Source organism: Roseivirga spongicola (genome assembly GCF_034376045.1).
Taxonomy (GTDB): Bacteria; Bacteroidota; Bacteroidia; order Cytophagales; family Cyclobacteriaceae; genus Roseivirga; species Roseivirga spongicola.
In genome coordinates this window covers 2,392,355-2,416,096 of record NZ_CP139724.1, presented here as the reverse complement: position 1 = coordinate 2,416,096, position 23,742 = coordinate 2,392,355, and the positions used below count along the sequence as shown (strand labels likewise).

At 38.3% G+C, this 23,742-nt stretch carries 18 protein-coding genes, 2 tRNA genes and 1 pseudogene; 10 read left to right on the top strand and 11 right to left on the bottom strand.

Annotated elements, in window-relative coordinates:
- The first annotated feature begins 278 nt into the window (after positions 1 to 278).
- On the top strand, positions 279 to 1,088 hold the full coding sequence (locus tag T7867_RS10635) for a tyrosine-type recombinase/integrase (RefSeq protein ID WP_084375672.1): 810 nt from the start codon (positions 279 to 281) through the stop codon (positions 1,086 to 1,088).
- 38 nt (positions 1,089 to 1,126) lie between these two features.
- Here the strand turns inward: T7867_RS10635 and T7867_RS10630 are convergent, their stop codons facing one another.
- Complete coding sequence (locus tag T7867_RS10630) at positions 1,127 to 2,572, bottom strand: tyrosine-type recombinase/integrase (RefSeq protein ID WP_322299198.1); 1,446 nt, start codon at positions 2,570 to 2,572, stop codon at positions 1,127 to 1,129.
- A 159-nt stretch (positions 2,573 to 2,731) separates the two neighbouring features.
- Here T7867_RS10630 and T7867_RS10625 point away from each other — a divergent pair, with 159 nt between their 5' ends.
- Together T7867_RS10625 and T7867_RS10620 are read left to right on the top strand one after the other, a co-directional pair.
- A complete protein-coding gene (locus T7867_RS10625) occupies positions 2,732 to 4,951 on the top strand; it encodes a M1 family metallopeptidase (RefSeq protein ID WP_322299197.1) in 2,220 nt (739 codons plus the stop codon).
- A 253-nt stretch (positions 4,952 to 5,204) separates the two neighbouring features.
- Positions 5,205 to 5,420 (top strand): hypothetical protein, encoded by a 216-nt coding sequence (locus tag T7867_RS10620; protein WP_068221367.1) that lies wholly within the window; start codon positions 5,205 to 5,207, stop codon positions 5,418 to 5,420.
- A 6-nt stretch (positions 5,421 to 5,426) separates the two neighbouring features.
- Here T7867_RS10620 and T7867_RS10615 read toward each other — a convergent pair whose 3' ends face one another.
- A complete protein-coding gene (locus tag T7867_RS10615) occupies positions 5,427 to 6,533 on the bottom strand; it encodes an AI-2E family transporter (protein WP_322299196.1) in 1,107 nt (368 codons plus the stop codon).
- A 216-nt stretch (positions 6,534 to 6,749) separates the two neighbouring features.
- Between T7867_RS10615 and T7867_RS10610 the strand changes: the two genes are divergently transcribed.
- Positions 6,750 to 7,973 (top strand): site-specific integrase, encoded by a 1,224-nt coding sequence (locus tag T7867_RS10610; protein WP_322299195.1) that lies wholly within the window; start codon positions 6,750 to 6,752, stop codon positions 7,971 to 7,973.
- 29 nt (positions 7,974 to 8,002) lie between these two features.
- Here T7867_RS10610 and T7867_RS10605 read toward each other — a convergent pair whose 3' ends face one another.
- The 3 genes from T7867_RS10605 to T7867_RS10595 form a co-directional block, all read right to left on the bottom strand.
- A complete protein-coding gene (locus T7867_RS10605) occupies positions 8,003 to 9,238 on the bottom strand; it encodes an ImmA/IrrE family metallo-endopeptidase (RefSeq protein WP_322299194.1) in 1,236 nt (411 codons plus the stop codon).
- Between the two features lie 683 nt (positions 9,239 to 9,921).
- Positions 9,922 to 10,365: a hypothetical protein gene (locus T7867_RS10600; RefSeq protein WP_322299193.1), complete on the bottom strand. Its 444-nt coding sequence runs from the start codon at positions 10,363 to 10,365 to the stop codon at positions 9,922 to 9,924.
- A 9-nt stretch (positions 10,366 to 10,374) separates the two neighbouring features.
- Entirely contained in the window at positions 10,375 to 10,917 is a 543-nt protein-coding gene (locus tag T7867_RS10595) for a hypothetical protein (RefSeq protein WP_322299192.1), read from the bottom strand.
- A 221-nt stretch (positions 10,918 to 11,138) separates the two neighbouring features.
- Between T7867_RS10595 and T7867_RS10590 the strand changes: the two genes are divergently transcribed.
- A complete protein-coding gene (locus T7867_RS10590; RefSeq protein WP_322299191.1) occupies positions 11,139 to 11,426 on the top strand; it encodes a helix-turn-helix domain-containing protein in 288 nt (95 codons plus the stop codon).
- A 17-nt stretch (positions 11,427 to 11,443) separates the two neighbouring features.
- On the opposite strand, the gene T7867_RS10585 is transcribed toward T7867_RS10590, so the two are convergent.
- The 4 genes from T7867_RS10585 to T7867_RS10570 form a co-directional block, all read right to left on the bottom strand.
- On the bottom strand, positions 11,444 to 12,946 hold the full coding sequence (locus T7867_RS10585; RefSeq protein ID WP_322299190.1) for a hypothetical protein: 1,503 nt from the start codon (positions 12,944 to 12,946) through the stop codon (positions 11,444 to 11,446).
- A gap of 340 nt (positions 12,947 to 13,286) precedes the next feature.
- A tRNA-Pro gene (locus tag T7867_RS10580) sits at positions 13,287 to 13,363 on the bottom strand.
- Between the two features lie 48 nt (positions 13,364 to 13,411).
- On the bottom strand, positions 13,412 to 14,317 hold the full coding sequence (locus tag T7867_RS10575; protein ID WP_273515036.1) for a D-Ala-D-Ala carboxypeptidase family metallohydrolase: 906 nt from the start codon (positions 14,315 to 14,317) through the stop codon (positions 13,412 to 13,414).
- A gap of 3 nt (positions 14,318 to 14,320) precedes the next feature.
- Positions 14,321 to 15,904, bottom strand: a complete 1,584-nt coding sequence (locus tag T7867_RS10570) for a L,D-transpeptidase family protein (RefSeq protein ID WP_273515038.1) — start codon at positions 15,902 to 15,904, stop codon at positions 14,321 to 14,323.
- 170 nt (positions 15,905 to 16,074) lie between these two features.
- On the opposite strand from T7867_RS10570, the gene T7867_RS10565 reads away from it, so the two are divergent.
- The 5 genes and pseudogenes from T7867_RS10565 (at position 16,075) to T7867_RS10550 (ending at position 21,622) form a co-directional block, all read left to right on the top strand.
- On the top strand, positions 16,075 to 16,410 hold the full coding sequence (locus tag T7867_RS10565; RefSeq protein WP_273515040.1) for a PadR family transcriptional regulator: 336 nt from the start codon (positions 16,075 to 16,077) through the stop codon (positions 16,408 to 16,410).
- Positions 16,410 to 17,618 carry an ABC transporter permease gene (locus tag T7867_RS10560; RefSeq protein WP_273515255.1) on the top strand — a complete coding sequence of 403 codons (1,209 nt, stop codon included), beginning with the start codon at positions 16,410 to 16,412 and terminating at the stop codon, positions 17,616 to 17,618. Before T7867_RS10565 ends, T7867_RS10560 begins: the two co-directional genes overlap by 1 nt.
- A gap of 39 nt (positions 17,619 to 17,657) precedes the next feature.
- Entirely contained in the window at positions 17,658 to 18,995 is a 1,338-nt protein-coding gene (locus T7867_RS10555; RefSeq protein ID WP_273515042.1) for an ABC transporter permease, read from the top strand.
- A gap of 2 nt (positions 18,996 to 18,997) precedes the next feature.
- Positions 18,998 to 19,204 (top strand): annotated as a pseudogene (locus tag T7867_RS19670) (permease prefix domain 2-containing transporter); the annotation flags it as partial.
- Positions 19,205 to 21,622 carry an ABC transporter permease gene (locus T7867_RS10550; RefSeq protein ID WP_322299189.1) on the top strand — a complete coding sequence of 806 codons (2,418 nt, stop codon included), beginning with the start codon at positions 19,205 to 19,207 and terminating at the stop codon, positions 21,620 to 21,622.
- Between the two features lie 200 nt (positions 21,623 to 21,822).
- Here T7867_RS10550 and T7867_RS10545 read toward each other — a convergent pair.
- Positions 21,823 to 21,897 (bottom strand) — tRNA-Val (locus tag T7867_RS10545).
- 102 nt (positions 21,898 to 21,999) lie between these two features.
- Positions 22,000 to 23,649: an alpha-glucan family phosphorylase gene (gene glgP, locus T7867_RS10540; protein ID WP_068221359.1), complete on the bottom strand. Its 1,650-nt coding sequence runs from the start codon at positions 23,647 to 23,649 to the stop codon at positions 22,000 to 22,002.
- Between the last annotated feature and the right edge of the window lie 93 nt (positions 23,650 to 23,742).

Here is a 23,742-nt window from a genome sequence, read left to right as displayed (position 1 = left end):
ATGAATTAAACGAAAAACCCACATTACTTATACACGGTGTTATGCCCCGTTTTTCTGCCGAAAGTTGTGAATGGGCAGTTAAAAGGGGTTACGTACCAACATACGGAGTAACTGGTGTAGTTGAATGTAAATATCACGAATGTAAAAGTCAACACTGCCCATTTTGGAAGGAATGCTTCGTTAAAGGCAGAACTATTCAGGTAAATATGTCCTAAATGGGGCATAACTCCCATATATCATTAACCCCTACCTAACTATCTAATAGACGGCACAATAGAATGAGTCAAAAGCTAAAATCTTCCACACATGCATTTATACAGAAAATGCGTGTTTTAAGGTACGGAGAGACAACCATAAAAGCATACTCTAAGAGTTTAGAAGATCTTTTTATTTTTTGTCAAGGCACGCCACCTGCCAAGATAACCTACAACCAGGTTGAAGCATTTCTTTACAAGAGGTATCTAGATGGTGTTTCTTGGAGTACTCAGAATGTCTACATAAATTCATTTAATCTCTGGCAAAAGTTAGCCTTTAAACAGAAGAAAAGAAATTACGATAAGTTTAGGCCAAGGAAGACTAAAACCCTACCTAAACCTATTAGCAAAGAGCAAATCAAGTCTGGGTTCAGTCAAATCAAAAACAAAAAACACTTGGCAATCTGCCAGCTTCTTTACTACTGCGGACTTAGACGAAGCGAAGTTATAAATGTGAAGTTTACTTGGTTCAACGCAGACAAGACTATCACAATATTTGGTAAGGGAGGTAAAGAAAGAAGTGTGCCTTGTGACATTATTTCCGAAAGCTTAAGTGCGTATGTAAAAGAATTTCAGCCAAAAACCTACCTGTTTAATGGACAAAAAGGAGAAAAATACACTGCGAGCAGCATCTATAGCATTGTCAATAAGTACTTTCATTGCAGCCCTCACCAATTAAGGCACTCATTTGCTACACATCTATATCTAGCCAAAACAGACCTAATCACTATTAAAGAACTACTTGGCCACGAGAAGCTAGAAACCACACAGATTTACACTAAGCTTGACATTGACACAAAAAAAGAAGCCGTCAGGGTTTTGGCAGCTTCTTGAATTTAATCTAGTTTTGTAACGTTTTGTTTGTGAATGGCCTAAACCGCTGTTTGCATCTTGGGAGGGGTAGTGTCCTCCCTTCTTTTTTGGTAAAAATCGTTAATTGCCGAATTAAAGAAGCTGTTTGATTGGTGTACACTCTTAGTAAGATTCACATGCTTATACCACCCCTCAGTAATACTTATGCTAGAATGACCCAATATTTCAGAGACAACCTCTATCGGCATACCGCTTTGAAGCATAAAAGCGCCAAACCCGTGCCTAGCAGTATGCCATGTAAGGAGGTTATATTTCTTCTCGTAAGTCTCTACCCTCTCCGATCCATCTGGATATTTGACAACTTTTATCCTCTCGTCTAGCCCAAGGCTCTTATTCATATTATTCAAACGGTCAAGAGATCTTTTAAGGCTTTGATTAGTGAATGAAGATTTTCCGCTAAAGTTATAAATCAATGGCTCTTTTGTAGGGTCTAAAACCTTACTAGGGCGCTCAGATATGATTTCTAACAATATTTCAGAGCACGGGGTAAACAAGTCTTGTTTTTTCCCCTTCTGACTCTCGTTTAAAATCCCTTTCACCTGCTTTAGTTCTCCATCAACACTAGCAGTTCTTGTAACTATATCTGAATACTTTCTATCTAATATCTCAGAAACTCTCATTCCTGTAAAGTATAGAGCAACATATAGGTTGATGTAAAACCTGTACCTATTTGGAAGCTGTTTAGCCGCCTCATAAAGCTCTATTGTTTCTTCAACCGAAAGATACACTCTTTCTTTTTCTGCTCTATCTGGAACCCTGTATCCCCTTAGTAAATCAGCCTTTCTCACATCAGGAATCTCAAGTATCTTTGAATCAACAAGGCTCCTCTTTTCTACTTTCTTTCTGTTAATAATTTTCTTAGCCTCATTTATCGCATTGATGACATAAGTTATCCTAATCTTGGCAGTCTCAAGGCTTCTCTTTTCTACCTCGTTTTTACAGATTGCAAATGCATGGTCATAATCAAAGTCAAAAGCGCTCAACTTCTTGCCTATTAGCCCCTCATACTCTTCTACTGATTTTATTGAGTACCTTATGACTTTCTCGGTATTCTTACTTCTTTTCTTCAGACTTAACAGGTCGTGAATTAAGTCCGTTAGTAAAGGGATATTTGTTTTTTCTTGGCTATTTTTTATTGACAGCTTTTTTTCAATAGCATCAAAAAACATGAGTGCTGAAGGCTGAAAACCTTCTTGTTCGACTATTGAATCTTTAAGCTCAAAAACAACATAGTCCCTGAGATCAAGCAGCTTGCTCCTGACTTTTTTATCAGCTAATGATGATGCGCTGACTATTTTGCTCTTACTGTCCCAAGAAGATCTTTTTATCGTTACGCCTGTCGACCCAGACTTCCTTTCCCCGAGGTACCTCACTCGGTACATTACGTTCACAAAATCTGACTTACCTCTATGAATAAAGAACGAAAAGCTTACTTTGCCACTCATTTATTAGATATTTTATTTTGAATTTACCCGTAGTATAAAATATTATTTGCACATAATATTACACATAATTACAAAAAATGCGATCAATTTTCAAGTATTTAGCGCATAACATTAATTAACTATTATTGTTATTGAAAAAACACTTTCAAACGACTAGAAATGAAAAGTACTTTATCAATTTTTTTAATGCTCTTAGCATTTACCGCTACCAGTCAGACTGGTTGGCAGGGAAAGTTTGAGCAGATGGGCAACATGCTCCCAACCCCGAACCAATACAGGACAGGTTCTGGGGAACCGGGACCAAGTTATTGGCAGCAGAAAGCCGACTACAAGATTAAGCTTGAGTTGGACGATGAGAACCAAAAAATCACAGGTTCTGAAGTGGTAACTTATTACAACAATTCCCCCTCGGCATTGAGGTATCTTTGGGTTCAGTTAGACCAGAACGTTAGGCAAAAAGACAACCTTTCTAGCCTTACCAGTGGCACAAGGGGTATTCCTGACAACGTAACCAGCTTAAGAACTACTCAAGCACAAAGTGCTTTGGGAGACACTGGTTTTGATGGTGGCTTTAAACTAATGGCAGTTAAAGACACCAAAGGGAACGACTTAGACTATGTTGTGAACTTTACCATGATGAAGATTAACCTGCCTGAGCCATTGGAAACAGGTGACTCATTCAGTTTTAATATCGATTGGTGGTATAACATCAATGACAGAGGCTTAATTGGAGGTCGCTCTGGCTACGAATATTTCAAAGAAGACGACAATTACCTTTATACCATCGCTCAGTTCTACCCTAGAATGGCGGTGTATGACGATTTCAACGGATGGCAAAACAAGCAATTCATTGGCTCTGGAGAATTTGCTTTGACTTTCGGTGACTTTGAGGTAGAAATTACCGTTCCTTCAGACCACATTGTGGCATCTACAGGAGAGCTTCAAAACCCTAAAGATGTGCTTACATCTAAAGAGCTACAGCGATATGAGCGTGCTAAGGAATCTTTCGACAAACAGGTTTTTATTGTTACGGAAGACGAAGCTAAGAAAAAAGAAAAATCTAGATCTAGTAAGAAGTCTACTTGGGTCTATCATGCAGAAAACGTAAGAGACTTTGCTTTTGCCTCTTCTAGAAAGTTTATCTGGGATGCTCAAGCGGTGAAAGTTGGAGAAAAAACTCCTTTAGCCATGTCTTATTATCCTAAAGAAGGAAATCCCCTTTGGGAAAGAGAATCTACAAAGGCAGTAATCAATACGTTAATCAACTATTCTGAAATGACCATTGACTACCCTTATCCTGTAGCCATTTCGGTTCATGCAGCAAGTATTGGTATGGAATACCCAATGATCTGTTTCAACTTTGGCCGCCCGAGACCTGATGGTACTTACAACGATTTTGTAAAAACCAGAATGGTATCAGTAATTGTGCATGAGGTTGGACACAATTACTTCCCTATGATCATCAATTCTGATGAGCGCCAATGGGCATGGATGGATGAAGGATTAGACTCATTTATGGAATACATGACCATGAAGCGTTTTTACCCAGACCTTCCGTACAACTCTAATACACCAGAAGCCATCATCCCATATATGAAAGGAAGCAAGGATTACATGCGACCTATCATGACTAACCCTGAGCAATCTCTACAACTAGGACCTGAAGCATACTCAAAACCATCTGCCGCTTTAGTGGTGCTTCGCGAAGAAGTAATGGGGCCTGAGCTTTTTGATGCTGCTTTTAAAGAGTACTCTAGAAGATGGGCGTTTAAACATCCTAAACCAGCAGATTTCTTTAGAACGATGGAAGATGCTTCTGCTGTAGATCTAGATTGGTTTTGGAAAGGTTGGTTCTTTTCTACAGACAATGTAGATGTTGAGGTAGCCGATGTGAAATGGTTCAAGATTAAGGGCGAAAACAAATCTTTAGAGGGTGAAGTAAAAGCGCAAGCTGGCAACCTTGGTGGTAATAGCCAGACCAACGAAGACAACCCTTTTTACGGACAGCCGCAGGAGTTAAGCCTTAATGATGATCAAGTAAGAGGCGAGTACCGAGGTGAAATTGATAACGAAGCCATAAAACAGAGGTTTGCAGGTAAAAACGTTTACCAAATCACCTTTAAAAATAATGGTGGGCTAATCACTCCAATAACTTTGGAGTGGACCTATAAGGATGGCTCGAAGGAAATTGAAAAGATACCTGCCGAAATCTGGAGAAGAAATGAGGCAGAAGTAACTAAGCTCTTTGTAAAAGACAAAGAGGTAGACAATGTAGTGTTCGATCCATTTAAGCAATTGGGCGATGTGAACACTGAGAACAACTCTTTCCCACAAGGAGAGTCAAGAAACTCTAGATTCGATCAGTTCAAAAAGAACTAAAAGCGGAAACATCAACCTTAAATAGAAGAGGCTGTTTCAAGAGCTAACTGTAATTTCAGACCCCGTCCAGATAAATCAGGAGGGAATGACGAAAAAGCAGCTTTTGAAACAGCCTCTTTTTATTGCAAATGCATTATCTCAGAATTACACTAAAATGTACTAGAGCCGACAAATGAATTAAAAATCTACCGTTTGTCAGAAACATTAGCCTTAGCTACTAGGCTTCGCGTTAGCTGCTTTATACTTTTTTACTGTGGACGAGAGACAACAACTAGTAGCACAGCCAGCTCACAAACTGGCCATTCCCCTTTTTCTGTTAACTGCACTGCTTTACATGGGCACTGTTGCTTTTGAATACTTTACCAACTGTTGCCATGCTTTCGATGAAACTTTCGCGTGGTTCGGTGGCTTCTACATAACCTTGGGAGTGATTTTCTTGGTAATTAAGAACCTGAAAAGCCAAGAATAGGCTCGTCTAATTCTTCATTCCGTCATTTCCAAGTAGAAAACCTACTGGCTTCAGGATTGGGATATGATCACAGGCAATTTTTACAATGCCGAAAAGAGGAATAAAGGTAACCATCCCCATTATCCCCCAAATACTTCCTCCTAATACAACTACAATAATAATAGCCACAGGGTTAAGACTCACCTTATCGCCCACCACGTACGGCTGCAGTATATAGTTTTCTACAACTTGAGCTACGCCAAACGTAATAAACACTCCTATAAAGGTTCCTAAATCTCCACCAGAAAAAGCCGCCAAAGCTAAGGCCAAAGCAAAACCGATAATATTTCCTATATATGGGAGAAACGTGAGCACAGCAGCTATTACACTAATGAGGATGGCATGCTTTACGCCAGAAATGGCTAAGCCAGCTGAATATAGAATAGCGAGAAAAAGAATCAGCAAAAACTTACCAACTAAGTACCCCTGAGAAAGCTTTACCGACTCTTCAATCATATTCTGAGCTTTCTCTTGTTCATCTTCAGCTACAAATTTGAGCAAGGACTTCTTAAGCATTCTTCGATAAAAGAGTAAAAAGAACAGATATATGAGTGTAAGAAATGCTAAAGAGAGAAAGTCAAAGAAACTGAGTAATGCTTGCCCTGCAGATTTTATAACCGAAGAATTTTTGAGCATTTCTTCCTTCTTATCCTCTTTCTGGGAAGCCCCTGCCCCCTCATCAGAAAAGATATCGAACAGATTGGTTTCGTTGAAAGTAGACATGCCGGTTTTTTCTGCCAACCAATCTTGAGCAGTGCCCACTTTAGGTTTCATTTGTTCTTCTATCTCTGGCCAGTCGGAAGCTATACTACTCACTTGAAGGCTAAGTAGAAAGAACATGCCCACAAAGAATAAAGCAGCAATAGATATAGAAGTAAGGGATGACAAACCTCTATTCAGTCCCAACTTTTCTAGCTTGTTGGCTAGTGGTGAAAACATCATGGTCAATAACATAGCCATGGTTAGAGGCGCCAAGAAAGATTTGGCGGAGACTAACCCCTCGATTAGAAAGTATACTCCAACAATTAAGGCGAACGCTACAAAAAGTGATTTTTGTCCTTTAGAAAAGCTCATGGTTAAAAAATGGTCTACCTATAATTGACCTTTGAAAAGGCATTTTGTTTGAATAGATCAGAGGACTTTCGAAACTGAACTACAAAAAACAATAGCCAGCGATGGCTGGCTATTGTTTTTTGTCGGGATGACAGGATTTGAACCTGCTTTTAATCGCGAGTAAAGAAAGATACTTGGTACTAGAAATCATGTAAAAACTAGATTTCTGTACTAAAAATGAAAAATGTTAAAAGAGTAATTCTTTCTAACCAAGCTAATAAAGAAGGCTATTGTACAATCTACTTTGAAGTTTCAGATTCTTCAAAACCAAATAGAAGTAGAAAAAGAATTTCATCAGATATTAAAGTAAAGCCTAAGAGTTGGTCAAAGAAAAAATCCCTTGTTCTTAAATCTGATCCTGATTTTCTAATAAAAAATGAAAGGCTTGATGAAAAGCTAAATGAGATAGTTGGTGTCAAACCAGAAGTTGAAAAAAATAATCAGTCCGAGCTCATTAATTACCTTGAACAGTTCATTGAACTTAGAATAGCTCTAGGAAGAAAAAGAACCTCTTACAAAGAGTTTATTACTATTAAGAATAGGATGATTCAATTTGAAGAATTCAGACTTTCACAAGGCTTAAATCGGATTAGATTTCAAGATTTGACACTTAGATTTTCTGATGACCTAAAAATGTGGATGTCCAGTAGAAAGTATGACCCTAATACTATAAAAAAGCATTTTTTAACACTGAAGACTTTTGTCAATCACTACTTTAATAGAAGGACAGAATATCCAGAGATTCAATTTACTGATGACTACTTAAAGTCAGAGTTTGGAAAAGTAAACACCCATTCATCTCCACCTCTACCTCTTAACGATACTGAATTTTCAGTTTTGCAAGATTGTGATCATTTACTAGTGAACAAGCCTTCTTTGATGAAAGTGAAAGACGCATTTCTATTTGGGTGTGTAACTGGATTGAGGTATTCAGACCTATTTACTATTTCGAGAGCTAATATTAGAGAAGGCTTAATCATAGTTAGCCCTTCCAAAACTGAAAACACCAAATCAGATAACCATTGTAGAATTCCATTGAACTTAATAAGCCAAAGTATTCTGGAAAAGTATAATTGGAATACAAGAGCACTCAAGCTTAGCAATCAGGTTTACAATAGAAGATTGAAGGAGCTATTTCAACTGCTAGGATTTGATGATTTGATAGAGACCAAAATCTATTCTGGACTAGGCTCTCCATCAGTGAAAGTCATTCCAAAATATAAGCTAATATCCTCTCACAATGCACGTGATACATTCATCACAATGTGCATTAAAAAGGGAATTGGAATTCCATTGATTATGGAAATGACTGGTCACACCAAGTATGAGACTATGAAAAAATATGTTAAACTGGACGACACTGATCTTTTGAAGTTAATGGGAAGTTTTTTAAATGGTTAATGTCTAGATAAATGCTTGACTCTTCTATTTCAAAAATCATCGAATAAAGCCCTATAGATTTCCCTAGCTTCATCTTTGAATTTGTCCTTTTTTCTAGCGTAGGTTATTAAGTCAAGCTCCTCCAATTTGTATAGAATACTAGTTTTTGATGTATTAAAAAACTCTGCTAAATAATCAATTATTTTCCCAAAGTCCTGAGTATTCACTGGTTGATCATCTAGAAAAATATGCCCATATTTTGCAATTCCTATACTTTTTTGGAATGAACATAACCTGTTAAAAAAAGCAATGGTGGGCATTAACAAGTAGCTTGCAAACTTGTTAGCCTGCCATTCAATCCAATGCTTAGGATTAATCAAGTCATGCTTTCCCAAGTATAGATTAAGACTAGAATCGCTGAAATCATTATAAGACTCTTGGTTTAACTTAAGATCACTATGAAGTATTAAATGGCCAACTTCATGGGCTAAGACAAACCCAAATCTACTAGTTTCGAAAATGGAATTGTCTACTATAATTTTATTTGTCTTTGAATCAAATTTCCCAAGATCACCCTCTTCTAACTGTGCCTTGACATCTACTTCAACACCATATTTATTTTCCAAATGGTGGATTAAAGACTCCAATTTAAGCTTCCTTACTCCAATTTTAATTTCTTCATCTATTTCATCTAACAATTTGATTGCACTTTTCTCGAGTGACTTTGTTGAGAGCTTTTTAAGTCCTAAAATAACACTAGATTGAAATAAGCTTTTAATGGAATTCTCAACATCTATGCCTAGGGATTTTAAGACTTGGTCTTCTTCATACTCCATTTTATTTCTCTTCCAGAGTAGTTTGGAATCAGATTGATCAGAATTTACCTGAATGATCATCATCCCAGTATTTTTGGCATAGATCAGTGATGAATCAGTGTATTTACTATTAGTAATGAATATTGCCTTTCCATTTAATTCTGCTACATCATTAACATCACTCGCAAATTTTCTTATATCACCTATTGGCACTTTTTTAGTGGAGTAAGACTTGCATTCAATCAAATAAAGATTGGTGTAATTAGTAGCATTAGGAGGCCATATTTCAATAGCTAAGTCAAAAACAATCTCCTTTTCAAGTTTCTTAGAATAGTATTTAGCTTTTTGATAAACTCTCGCATATTTCTTAGAGAAACCAAACTCTTCATTTTCAACAGCTTTAATAATTCTATTATAAGAATCGAACTCAAAGGCATCACCTTTTTCTACACTGCTTCTAACTTTTCCCAAGACTCTTCTTTTTAGAAGAAAATTAAGAATATTTATTCAATAATAAATTTTAACTATTAAGATAGTCTAACATGTTCCCTAAATGCCCTTCACTAAGGATTTCATGACTCCAAAATGTCTGCAATTAAGCGTGCTTAATTCTAGCGTTGGCCTTGAGCCTTTTGGAGTAGAATGAAATAGGGCTGGTTTTTTATTGATTAAGGAGGGTAGGATTTTGCGAAGCCTCTGCGAGTGCGAAGAATACTCCTTCAAGAGGAAAATTACGTGAGTAATTTGATTGAAGGTAGGATTCAAGCCAGCAGGCGAGCTCAAACTCTAGCTATGGATTTTTCTTTTAACCCATCTGCCGAAGGCTACAATTAACTAAAAGAAAAATAGGAATAGCTGTAGCAAAGTACCACAAGGCAACAAATGGAATAAAAAGCAAATTGGCTAAAGGGTGGGTAAATTGTGGAAGGAATAAAATGACACGATGACACCTTATCTGCTTTCATTTATTTAAATGAGTGCAAAACAAATGAGCTTCTTTCATGGTGTCATTTTATAACTGGAACACTTTAAGGTGGGAAATTTACTTTTTATGGAGTGCAGCTTGACTGAGGACACTTTGATACTCCGCTTTACCTGCTACTGTATCTCAACCTCTGTCGCATCCTTGTGACCAAGGGGAACAACTGATTCTATTAGATTCTTTTCTTACTAATTATATAAACATTCTGCTGCCTATATCCTTCGTATCTTTTATCATAGTCCCACAGAATAGCTATGTTACCATCGGCATCATTAATGATTACAACAATATTATCATTTGATTTATAGACAAATAACTTATCCTTTTCATTGTATTCTACAAAACTGAGGTAGATTTTCTTTGTTCCAGCAACGGTAGAATGAGTCATACCATCAGATTCAATCAAGAATTCACTGTATAGGTTTGCAACACTCTTTTTTTGCTTATAAATGTTCTTCTTCTTTTTGTAGACAACATCAATATGAACAAATGTCTGTGACTCATAAATTGTTCCGATGAGAGGCTTAGTTTGTGCTGTTAAACTAGTGTTGATGAGAAGCGTAGTCAACAATAGACAAAGTGTTAAAATGTCGAGCCTTGCTTTAATTTTTGTCATGACTATATGCTAAAATAAATTACCATCCTTGATTTGAATCCCTTTCGTTTTACCAAGGTGAATAATTGCCTTTTTAATCTTATCTGCAACCTCGGAGTTATCTGCAATCACAATCTTCATTCTGTCTATATTTTCATTAAACTTTACTGGTTGATTTGGATTATTAAGGTTCTTAGTACCTCTAAGAGATGAGAATTTGTTTGACACATAAATAGAAATTACATATTGTCCACCAGCCGCACTCACAGTGGAAACCTTATTAATGTCTCTTATGTCGATAACTTCCCACATTGAAACTATTCCTGCAACATCATAACCCCAGATCAGAATGTTCTCAAAGGCATCATCAGATAATGTTTGGTTGGCAAAAGTTTCAGCATCTTTTTTCAGAATATTAGTTGAAAAGAACATGGCTGAGTTATCAAAATCCTTGAGTGTGTTTTGTTCGAAATTCTCAACTATGAATTCCTTAGTGTCAACAATTGACTGTCCATGTATCAATTGAGCTTGAAGTAGGATAAAAAGAGTTAGAATTATGTAATAATTTTTCATCTTAAAATATGTTTGGTGAGAGAATAGACCCCGGTATGCCCCAATTTTCGCATTGGTGGGGGGTGTCTTTTTGAATACCTGCATGCTTTCATGAACAATAAAAATGTGCAATACTTTATTTATGTGCTTTTATAACAAAAACTTGTGAGTTAGACTTAAAATCTGTGTTATGATCACGTACATAAACATAATGAATTAAAACCAATCCTAGCATATATGCCATGCCGCATGACTTCTCATTTGTATTGTTTCGCCATGTGGCAGAGAAGAAATGGCACCGAGACAATGTTGATGACAAAAGACTGAAAGCTTTTGGGAAGCACCTTGCTGAGATAAGAAAATCCAAAGGGATGACTCAGGAAGACTTGGCCTTCAAAAGTGAACTCTCTTTTACTCAAATTGCTAGAATAGAAACAGGGGTAATAAATACTACTTTGAATACCATTTTCATTATCTGTGACGCTCTTGAAATCAGCCCAGCCATCCTTTTTAATGGATTTGAGTCCTAAATATTGGATATTCTAATCTAACCTGTCCCTGTTTGACTCTGAAATTTAACTCTTAACTGATCAATTCCACTTTTTTGATATATCCAATATTCTGATTGAACCGTACCTACGTAGCCTATTCCTTTCTGCATTTCCTCTTTCAACACTTGTCGGATATAATTCTCTCTGTCAACCACAGTTACTATGCTGTCATGAATAGTGAAAATAGGAACTCTCCTGTTTTCTCTGTTAATTCTACGAGCAACTCTATTAATCAAAAGCTCACTCTCTATATTCTGAAGGAGTCGTGGTAGAGTAGTGTGATCCTTTGACTTAATAAGGCTAAAAAGGTTGTAGACTGAAGGGTATCTTTTTCTTATAGCTCTTTTTACAAAGGCTTGTGGAGAATTTATGGTTTGATTCCTTGAGTAAAAGCTTGTAAGAACGCATGTTTTGAGAGCCTTATAATCATTCAATACCTGTTGTAAGAGGTTAACATCCCAATTACCACTTTTTATCTTTTCTAAACCGAACTTGACAACTACATCCTGTAGCTCTTGTTTTACTACTTGATATAGTCTTCCACTTAATACATCATCTCTGTACATGGTAATATCCTGACTAACAACTGGTTGTAGATTATTTACTAAGTTAAGGGATGTAGTATAATGAGAATATGAAGAATTAATATTGATAGATTGTATATAATTTTTCCCTAAGCAATGAATATTAATTAATCCCCTCGAACAACCATTTGTATCCCAAAAGTTTGGATTCAATAGAGTCAAAGACAAATAGGGTTGAGAATTTTTCAAGTCTAGTGATACTAACTTTTGGCCATTGTAAGTCAGAAAATTTCTGAGTTCACTTTTCATATTGGTTAGGTTAGAATGAAATCTACCCTGCTCATCAGTTGTAAAATGAAAAAAACCGTTTTCAAACCTATGAATGCTATTACAAGCAGCATTATATTTATTCTCAGGAGATTCTACTCTGTTTGAAATGTCCTCTTGGTAGGACAATTCGATTAATTCTGATGCACTTTTGACATCTAATTCAAGTTTATCAAACCATTTTTTGAGAAAACCATGTTTATCGAATTCAACTGAAGTTGGCTTATCTGTTTTTAATCTACCTACTCTTGTCCTCTTAACAGAAAGTCTCAATTGTGCTTTTATCAATTTCTTACTAATGATATGAATAGGTTTTACTTTGCATTGGTAATGGATACTGAATCTGAAACCAGTACATTTTTCAGAGTCTATCCAATGATTATCAGATTCAATCACATTTTCTTGTATCAATAGATTTCTATACAAGGGGAAATTCCTAATCCCTAGTTGTTGAATTCTGCGGGAACAGAGGGGGGCAAAACCATTTTTGAAAAGGTCTTTCTTATAATCCTTAAACCCTAGTACATCATTAAGGCTATTGAGAATTACAATTAATTCATCCTTATTAATCCAAGGATTAGATTTTTTGTGTTTTAAGACAAAATTGGTGGGGCTGAAGTTTTCAGGAATATACTGCTTTAGTTTCATGTCGTAACTCAATTTTGAGACATAACAAACCAGTATGGCTGTATGTCATTTTTTCAAAATGAGTCACTTTGAGCATAAAAAATGCAGTATCTAATTGTAAGTGACTTACCAATAAAATTCACGGGTTCCGTGAAGAAAAATAAAACTAGATAGATGAGTAGAAAGTTCCCTTTATTATGGATTTTTCGAAAAATTAATTGGGGTAGCCTCACTTCCTACTATTGTCAAAATCATTACTTTAGTACTGAATTTTAAATCTAGTACCAAGTAGATTTCCCCAGTGATTAAAAGTATGCTCTAATGCATGAAAAAAGCCCATTTTTGAAAAATTAGCTTTTCATGGTCGGGATGACAGGATTTGAACCTGCGACCACTCGCCCCCCAGACGAGTACGCTACCGGACTGCGCCACATCCCGAAGAGGGGTGCAATTATACCTTTTTGGATGAGATTTTTAAACTAATACCTACCACCTAGCTCTTTTTCCTCTTACATCTACATGGATAAAACCGCTGTGACGTCCGTTCTCTTTGTAGAAACCTAGTCCACCGACAAACTTTTTATAGTCCTGCTTCTCGAATTCATCTTCCACCAGGTTATAGAAAACGCGCACATCCTTCTCATCAACCTTTCCATCTTTATTCAGATCATCCATTCGTCCATCTTTGTCTTGATCTATGAAAACATCTGCAGCACCACCCCAGACGTGTCGACTGTATGGCACATTACCGATGGACTTATTGTAAAAAGGTGTTCTGTAACCACTGATAAACCCAAAGGTATCAATCTCCATTCCTTTAGACTTAGCTATTTCCAGAAGGTATTCCAGCTTTAGCAGTAACCTTTCCTTTACAATGATATACTTGGGAAAGCCACCTGCTTGCTTACAGATGAACTGACTCATATTGAAGTTTGGTGTGAGTTGAAGATTCTGAGTTTCAGCAGTAATCTCAAATAAGCCTTTGGGCCTATCGTAAATGGGATCGTCATTCAGAGGAGTAACGGGATAGTTTCCAATTCGGTAGCCATTCAGGTACTCGCCCTTCTTATTCGACATTGGTGTTAACACCAGAATATTTAGCACCATTCTTTCAGCATCCTTGGCTAAAGTAACCTTGTATGCTCCTGGCTTTTCAGGTGCCTTTACGGTATACTTTGAATCTGATTTTCTAGAAACAGCCATCCCGCTTGCTCCCAAATCGAAAGAACCATTTGCAGAAAGATTAAGAGTTTCGCCCGGCATCACGAAAAAGCTAAAAAGCCTGTATGGAACTTCTTCACCATTTATCGACACTTCAAAAGAAAGCTTGTCACCAGTATTGCCCATAATCATTGAGGTAATGAGGCAAAAAACAATCAAAAACTTCCACATAGCCTATTCCATAGTAGGGGCACTTTCTGCCAGCGCTTCAATAACTGCAGCATCTCTTTGGTACACATCATTTCTGAACTGAACTCCAGAATCATCAGCCCAAGCGGTGAGGTACAGAATATGGACATTGATAGGCCTCTTGAGCATCACCGTTTTATCTTTACCAGTTTTCAATGTGTTGTCTACTTTCTCTGAGTTCCAGTCTGGGATGTCGGTAATCAGGTAATCGACAAACCCCATTGGCTTATTCAGACGAATACAACCTGAGCTAAAAGCTCGGTCTGGTCTATTGAAAAGTTCTTTACTTGGAGTATCGTGAATATAAATATTGTACTTATTCGGAAACATAAATTTTACCGCACCCAAGGCGTTTGTTGGCCCAGGGTCTTGCCTAATGGTGTAAGGAAAATTACTTCGAGAAAGCTTCGACCAATCAATGCTTTGAGGGTCTACAACTTCGCTCCCTTTAAGCACTTTCATATTCTTCACTTTTAGGTAGTTGATGTCCTTTTTTACCTCTGGCAACACATCATTAAAGAGAATAGTAGGCGGAACCGTCCAATAGGGGTTCAGTACAAAATATGTCATTAAATCACTAAAAACAGGGGTTTTACGAAATGGCTTTCCCACCACTACGTTCTGCTGATAACTCAAAGTATCGCCTCTGTAAACTTTCATGGTGAAGTCGGCAATGTTCACAAAAACGTAGTGAGCTCCCATGTCTTGACTGATCCACCTCAAGCGCTCCATATTGGCTCTAATCTGAGCTATTTTAGAGCTGACAGGAATATTTAATGAAGCAAGAGTTTGCTTACCTACATTACCATCTACTTCCAGGCCATGGTGTTTTTGAAACTCACGAACGGCTTCAGATAAGTCTTGCGTATACACATCGTTAGGGTCTCCCTCCATCAGGAAATAACCTTCAATAGATAGTCTATGCTTTAGAGCAGTAACTCTAGCACCCGCCATTTGCGGCTTCAGTGTTTCTCCAGCTTCGAGTAAATCCCAACCACCGTTATTCTGAATTTCACGATACTTCTTTAATGCCTTCAATAGGCCATGATAGCTTACATTTTCTGGCTCTAGTTCCTTGAAGTGCACTTCAATATTGCCCGAAGCCAAACACTTCTTCAGAAAAGACTTGGCATTACCCTCTCTCCTTACGGCTTGCCATTCTCCCTCCACTTCTTCAGGATTCAGCTTGCCGTTGAGAAAATGACTGGCATAAAGTAAAAAGGCATCGGTAAAAAGGATTTCTGCATCGGTACTTTGAGACTCGACTGCATCTGCATGAAGGGCATTGATAGCACTAAAGTGATAGTCGGCTGGGTTTAAACCGTGCTCATAGGCTCTCCTCACCAAACCTAGAAAGGAAGCCTGAAGCGGCCTTGTCCACACCCTTTGAAATTGGTTCTCAAAATAGAATTCCGGCAAAAGAGTCGTGCTATGAATCAGCTGACCTTGTACTTCGGTTGGCACTCCGGCACTGATGCTTTCAGTATACTTTCTAATGGCTTCGCTCGACTGAGATAATGCGCTGGCAGAAAACACCGTCAGGGCAATTAAGGTCAAATGCAGTTTCATAAACACTTCTGTTGGGTATTCTAATATAACTCTGAATAAGACGGATTGATAATGAAAAGTCACAAATAAGAATCACTCCTATTCAAAAACCTCAGCCATTAAATTTACATAAATATAAAATATTTGGAATTCAGATTTTATATTATTTACATTTATATAAAATATAAGTTATGAAAGGAGACTCCTTAGGAGAGTTTGAAGAATTGGTGCTACTGGCTACTTGTTCATTGGGGGAAGAAGCCTATGCCAATACTATTAAGGATGAAGTTGAAACACATAGCCAACGCACTTATAACCTAAGTGCTATTCATGCTGCTCTCTACAGGCTAGAAGATAAAGGCTTTCTTAGCTCTCATTTGGGTGACCCTACTCAAAAGCGGGGTGGTAAACGCAAACGCATTTTTCAGCCTACCTCTTATGGAATTAAGAGCTTGAAAAAGAACAAGGAAATGCGTGAATCGCTCTGGCAAAACATTCCCGCCTCCACCTTAAACCTAGCCAAGTGATGCACCAACCACCTAAAGTTCCGCTAAAGCTTTTAAGATGGTTCTGCACTGACAGGTATGTTGAAGAAATTGAGGGCGACTTATTCGAAGCCTACCAAGATTGGCGTGAAACTAGAAGCAAGCTAAACTCCAATTGGCTTTACTGGTGGACTACTATTCGCTCCATTTTTCTGCATAAGCAAAAGAGAAATCAATCCGGTTTCTTATGGTTACAGATTAGACATTACTTCAAAACTGCCTGGAGAGAAATTAACAGGCACAAAACGGTAGCCAGCATTAACCTCATTGGACTGTCTCTAGGTTTTACCTGCTGCTTGCTCATGGGTATTTATATCTTCGAGCAAACTCAGTTCGACAATTTCTTTGAAGACAAGAGCGAGGTTTATCGTCTAGAAGGCACCAATACAACCATATCGGCCTCGGGCAACAGTTGGTCAATTCATCCGGGAATCCCAGAAGTATTAGAAAAGAACATCCCTGAAATCGTAGATTATTGTAGGGTTAACAAATATGACATTGAGTTTCTTTCTTTAACTGAAAATTCACGTGAGTTCTTCAGGGAAAAAACCGCTATCGCAGACTCAAACTTCTTTAGCTTCTTCCCTTTCGAAATTATTTATGGTGATCAAGGGGCACTCACAAACAAGAGCAACCTAGTTGTTTCTGAGCGCTTTGCTCAAAAATTAGGAGGAATAGAAAAAAGCATTGGCAAGAAACTTATGATAGAGTATGACAACTCATCTTTCACCATTGCTGCTGTAATGAAAAACCCTCCCCAAAATTCTTCCATCCAGTTCGATATTGTCCAACCATTAGACATCCCTTACGGCATTAACTCAAGAGGTTACTCTCCGGCAGTGGTTTTTCTTAAAACCACAAAGGGTACTGACGCGAAAATGCTGGAAGGAAAAGTTCAGCCGACTATTCTGGCAAACTCAGACAACAACATTTTAGAAGGAAAAAGCTACGAACTCTTTGCCTGGAATGACTTGCGGTTTAGAAAAGAGGTGCTCGATGGTGTAATAGACGTTACTGACAAAAATGTAATTGTTCTCTTTACCATAATCGGAGCGCTGATTCTAGTGTTGTCTATTTCTAATTATGTCAATCTCACAGCATCCCGAGCTTTACAAAAAGGGGCTGAATCGGGCATGAGGAAAGTATTAGGAGCCGGACGGTCAAGTTTTATGCTTCAGTACATTATCTAGTCTATAGTGTCGTGTTCAATAGCTCTCCCAATTTCCATATTGCTATTGAAGTTAGTTACTCCATACTTTGAATCTGTTATAGGCAGAGAACTGTTCTTTTACTTTTGGACTGAACCGATCTTCTATATCGCTTGTATTGCAGGTACCCTGTTCATTGCCTTGATTGGAGGTTTATACCCAAGCATTTTAGTGGCCAACTTTAAATATTCAGATTTTCTTAAGGGTAAACTTACTTCTTCCCGGAAAGGAAGATGGTTTAAGAATGGATTGATTGTCTTTCAGTTTGTCATCACTGCCACACTCATTATATCTGCTATCACAGTTAAAAATCAGCTAAAATATATTCAGAAGGAAACCCTCAGTTTTCACCCTGAACAAGTTCTCGTCATTGACCGAGCAATAACCACCAAATTTGGAGCTCTCAAAAGGGAGTTAGGGAAAATAGCCAGTGTACAAAACATTAGTTTCACCTCAAGCCCTCCGGGAGGTGATAATCGATACATGACGGCCAGAAGCAATACTATAGACATTCCGGTAATTGTGCATCAGGTTGATGAAAAGTACTTCGATTTACTAGATTTGGAGTTTGTATCAGGCCATAATTTCGACCCACTAATAGCGGAGAACAATCCTGGTGATGTGATTATTAATGAGGCTATGGCGAATTACCTGACCAACGCTAATTATCATCAAACCGAAAAGCCCCTGGAGAAAGAATATGACTTTCAGATGAGGACTATGGGAAAGATTGTTGGCATTGTGAAAGACTTTCAAATGGAATCGGCTCATAACCAAGTTGAGCCTATGGCCTTTTCTTTTAGCTCATTTAAAGGTTATACCGGGGGTTGGACATTGCTTAAAATAAATACTGCCAATACCTCCGAAACTCTAGAACAGATTGAAGAAGCATGGTATAAGGTGTTTCCTAACAAGCAGCTGAGATATCAATTTCTGAGCACCAGATTTGAGCAACTCTACACGGAAGAAACCAGATTGGCCAAAAACTTCAATGCCTTTACGGTATGTGCTTCAATCATTTCATTGCTTGGGCTATTAGGTTTGATCGGATTTATCATCGAAGGTAGAATTCAGGAAATTGGCATTAGAAAAGTGATGGGTGCGGATGCAATTCAAATCACCAGTATTTTCGTAAAACAAGTTTACGCGCTTGTAGGGCTTGGCTGCTTAATTGCCATTCCGTTGTCTGTCTACCTAGGTAATAGGTGGCTCCAGGACTACGCACTGAGAACACCCATTCCCTACCTATCGATAATTCTGATTGTACTCCTAATATTTTTGGCCACCGGATTGACTGTTGCTTTAAGAGCCAAAAGAGCCTCTGGACTGAACCCTGTTCATACACTGAGAAACGAATAGACATGTACCACCATAAGGATAACAAATACAATTATCAACCACCAAAGCTTCCTTTACGGATCTTTCGTAAGTTTTGCTCTGACAGGTATGTTGAAGAAATTGAAGGTGACTTGTTTGAACAGTATCAAGATTGGCGTGAAACCAAAAGCAAGCTAAACTCCAATTGGTTGTACTGGTGGACGGTTATCCGATCGTTTAGATTCTACCTTATGAAAAAACACACATCTAGTCCTAGTATGTTTTTGCTTATGCTAAGGCACTTTATTAAAACTGCTTTTAGAGGTTCACTCAAGCATAAGCCTCATACTTTCATCAACCTTTTGGGCCTAAGCATTGGCATTGCCACTAGCCTAATGTTAGCCATGTTCATTGCTGATGAGGCTCGAATGGATTACGACCTGAAAGACAAGGACCTGATCTATCGGGTTGAAAGCTACAACTCCCTGAGGTCGCAAGAGGGCTTTAATGGCCGGGTTCATACTGGCCTAGGGCCTGCTTTAGTTGAAATGATTCCGGAGATCACTCATCAGACTAGAATGGGTAAACTCAACTGGACGGTGATGATTGAGGAAGATGAGAAAAGAAGCTTCTTTCAGGAAGAGTTTATTCTAACAGACTCAACTTTCTTCGAATTCTTTCCTCTGGAGTTTATTCACGGGAACGAAAAACAGGTACTAACCAAAGTAGGAGATGCAGTGCTTACAGAGTCGCTTGCTATAAAGCTTTATGGCACTACCGATGTTATTGGTAAAGGACTTCATACTACCAGTAACTTCGATAACTATTATCAGATAAAAGGAGTGGTAAAAGACCCTCCTACTCATTCAAGTATTCAATTCAATATTCTTGTACTTAAAGACAGGAGCAGAGAGAATATTAGAGAGCAAATCTCGGTGTGGTCAGCTACATACATTAAAACACTCCCTGACATTTCACCTAAGTATCTAGAAACCAAAATAAACAAGACGATAAAGCCTATAGTTTCCGGAAAAACCATGAAGGCCACCACTTTCAAACTGTCTTCATTTCAAGATGCCAAATACGACAAACACACTGATGACACCATAATTGAGGCTCGTGACAAACAGATGTATGCTGTTTTTGCAATGGTCGCTATTTTTATTCTGGTTTTGGCTATTATTAATTACACTAACCTCACCGCTGCCAGAGCTTTGCAAAGAGGTCAAGAGGCGGGAATCAGAAAAATTATTGGAGCAGGCCGAAAAAGCTTCTTTTTTCAGTTTGTTACAGAGTCTACTCTAATGTGCTTTTCATCACTAGCGGTTGCTCTTCTGCTTACTGCTTCTCTCCTACCCTCCTTCGAGCAGGCTATCAACCGACCACTGCTATTTAATTATTGGGTCGACCCTTGGTTCTGGGGAATAGTCATTTCTGCCATCATCTTACTTTCAACTATTGCCGGTATTTACCCTGCCATATTGGTTTCCCGATTTAGGTTCTCTGAGTTTATCAAAGGCAATATTGCCAACTCAACCAAAGGGGCTCTTCTGAGGAAAAGCTTGGTTATTTTTCAGTTTGCAGTGGCCATAATTATGATTGTTAGTGCCACAGTGGTGAAAGATCAAATCGATTTCATCATTAACAAAAAGCTGACCTATAAACCAGAGCAAATCATTTTGGTAGACGCTGCAGTCTCCAACAACCTTGGCCTTTTCAGAGATCAGCTTAAGCGTGTCCCTGATGTAAACTTAGCATCTGTGACAACAAGCCCTCCTGGTGGAAACTCACATAGGGTGAGCAGTGATAGAAATGTATTTGGACAAGCCATTTACCAACATAATATAGATCACAATTATGCTGAGCTTCTCAATTTTGAATTCATTAGCGGAGAAAACTTTAACCCAGAAAAACCTTCAACAAACGGAGAGGAAGTCATCATTAACGAAACATTAGCCAAACTAATCCAATCAGTGAACCCTAAGAATGTGAATGAGCCATTGGCCGAAACTTATCAATTCACTGTTGAGCCGGTCAAGATTAGGGGAATCATAAAAGACATTCACATGGAGTCTCTCTATGAATCAGTTAAACCAATGATTTTTGCTTATGAGCCATCGAATGGTTTTAATGTGTCTCGGGTTTTAATTGAAATCCGCACAGACCAAATACAGGAGACCATTGCAGCCATTGAAGACTTATGGACTGAAGTTATTCCTGATCAAGGTTTCAACTTTCAATTTTTGGACTCGCGCTTTGAAAAGCTCTATACCTCTGAGATTAGATTGGGTAAAATCATGAGTGTTTTCACCTCTATAGCCATTCTGATTTCTTGCATGGGGCTTTATGGACTAATAATGTTCTCCATTCAATCGAAAACCAAGGAAGTTGGCATTAGAAAAGTAATGGGCGCTTCGGTTTCTCAAATCGTCATACTCTTCAATAAGCAAGTTTTCTGGTTAATTGGTTTAGCTGTTTTAGTAGCCATTCCAATTGCCTATTGGACGATGAATAGCTGGCTCAATGGATTTGCGTATCATGTAGATATCTCAGCCCTGACCATCATTTTGACCATTTGCTCAAGTTTTTTACTGGCCTTTTTAACTGTGTTCTTCAGGTCATATAAAGCAGCCAATGCAAATCCGGTGGATGTCTTAAGGAGTGAGTAATAGTGATTCTGAAACAAGTTCAGAATGAAGAATTCATGAAATGCAAAAAGCCTAATTTTTGTCTATGAATTGTATTGGATTATATCGCTACGCTTATGATATCTCGGGGGCCTCGTGAAGCTCCGCTTTCGAACCAACTGGCTCTCATCTCAAAACACTACAATCAAAAAGACCAGCCGTTTGGCTGGTCTTTTTGATTGTGGGATATACTGGATTCGAACCAGTGACCTCTGCCCTGTCAAGGCAGCGCTCTAAACCAACTGAGCTAATATCCCTTAAGCTCTAAACCTCCCGATAACTATCGGGAGAGCTAATATCCCAATAAGAAAAGTAGTCTCACAACTGCCTCGCAATATTAGTAAAAGTCTTAATTCCTCTTAATGATTATACAGCTTTTTATAGTACTCATCGGCCATGCGTGATGCCCTGAAATACTTATTCACATCTTCCATACTTTGAAAATTGACCTCAACCCAACGGTCATGATCATCATAATACATCGGTACAATTTCTTCTTCCAAAATACGCATCATGTGATCTGCATCCCACTGGTCTTGCTCACCCTCTGGTGCAGATGTATCAGCTTCAGGAATTACGAAACCGTTTTTCCCGTGCTCACCAAACTCCAGTATCCAACCATCATTAGTTGAAAAATTGAGAGAACCATTCATAGCAGCCGTCATACCAGATGTTCCGGAAGCTTCTAGTGGAATTCTTGGGTTGTTCAGCCAAACATCAGATCCTTTCTTCATTAAGGCAGAAAGGCTCAACTCATAGCCTGTAAGAATGGTGGCATTGTGGTACTTTCTAGTAAAATGCACCAACCAGTTAAAAGTACTTACTGCTGAATGATCTAGTGGATATGGTTTCCCTGCCCAAATCACCTGAACTGGGTAGTCTTTATTATTTAATAAACGCTCGAACCTCGCAACATCTCTTGCTATCAGGTCAGCCCTTTTATATCCGGCAAATCTCCTTGCCCAAACTATAGTGAGTGCATTCGGATCTAGAATTTTCCCTGTCTGATCTGCAACCAATTGAAACAACTCGTTTTTGAGCTCCTTCTTACGCTTTACAAACTTCTTAGCATTACGTTTATCATACGCCTTCTCTAATTCTTTGTCCGTCCAATAAGCCTGGTTCTGGGCATTAGTAATGGGTATGATGTCGCAGATATTCTCAAACTCTCCCCACATTTCATTAGAAACCTGCTGATGTTTCTTAGAAACAGCATTGGCAATTTTAGACAGTCTTAAAGCAGCTAAAGTATGATTGAACATGCCCTGATCTAAACCGATTAGCTCATCAATTTCTTGAATGCTGAACCCATTGAAGAACCCTAGTTTATGCAGAAAATTAGGATCGTTAACTTCATTACCTGCTTTTACAGGCGTATGAGTAGTAAACACCAACTTCTCTTTCACTTTTTCAACACTTCCTAACTTTTCCAATAGCCTAAAAGCAGCGGGTAAAGCATGTGCCTCATTGAAGTGATACATATCTACTTCATGCCCCAGCGCCTCTAAAACCTTAGCTCCACCAACGCCCAATAAAATATACTGTGCAATTCTTGTCGCTATGTTATTGTCATAAAGCTTATGCGTAATGGTATGCGCCAGGTGATCATTTTCAGGATGATCGGTAGAGAGTAAAAAGATAGGTGCTGTCCCAAATACTTCAGGAGCCAAGTAATATACCTTTGCTTTTACTGGATGGTTATCAACCGAAACTTCAATATCGAAATCCATTTCCTGTAAGAAATTGTAATGCCTTTCTTGCCAAAGTACATCCAGTTCATTATTGTGCTTCCTCACCTGATCGTAGTATCCGTATTTCCATAGAATACCGATACCCACAACGTTCTGCTTAAGATCGTAAGCGCTTCTCATGTGAGATCCTGCCAAAAATCCGAGACCACCAGAGTAGATTTTCAGTGGTTGATCTATGGCAAACTCCATTGAAAAATAGGCCACAGGCTTTTCGTAGCCCTTGCCAAACTTGTACGGATGCTTAAGCTTGAAACTCATATCGATTCAATTGTTGAGATATTAAAATTACACGATTGGTTCAGCTATTTAACCGAGCCTGAACATTTCTTTTATGCAAACGATTGAGAACTT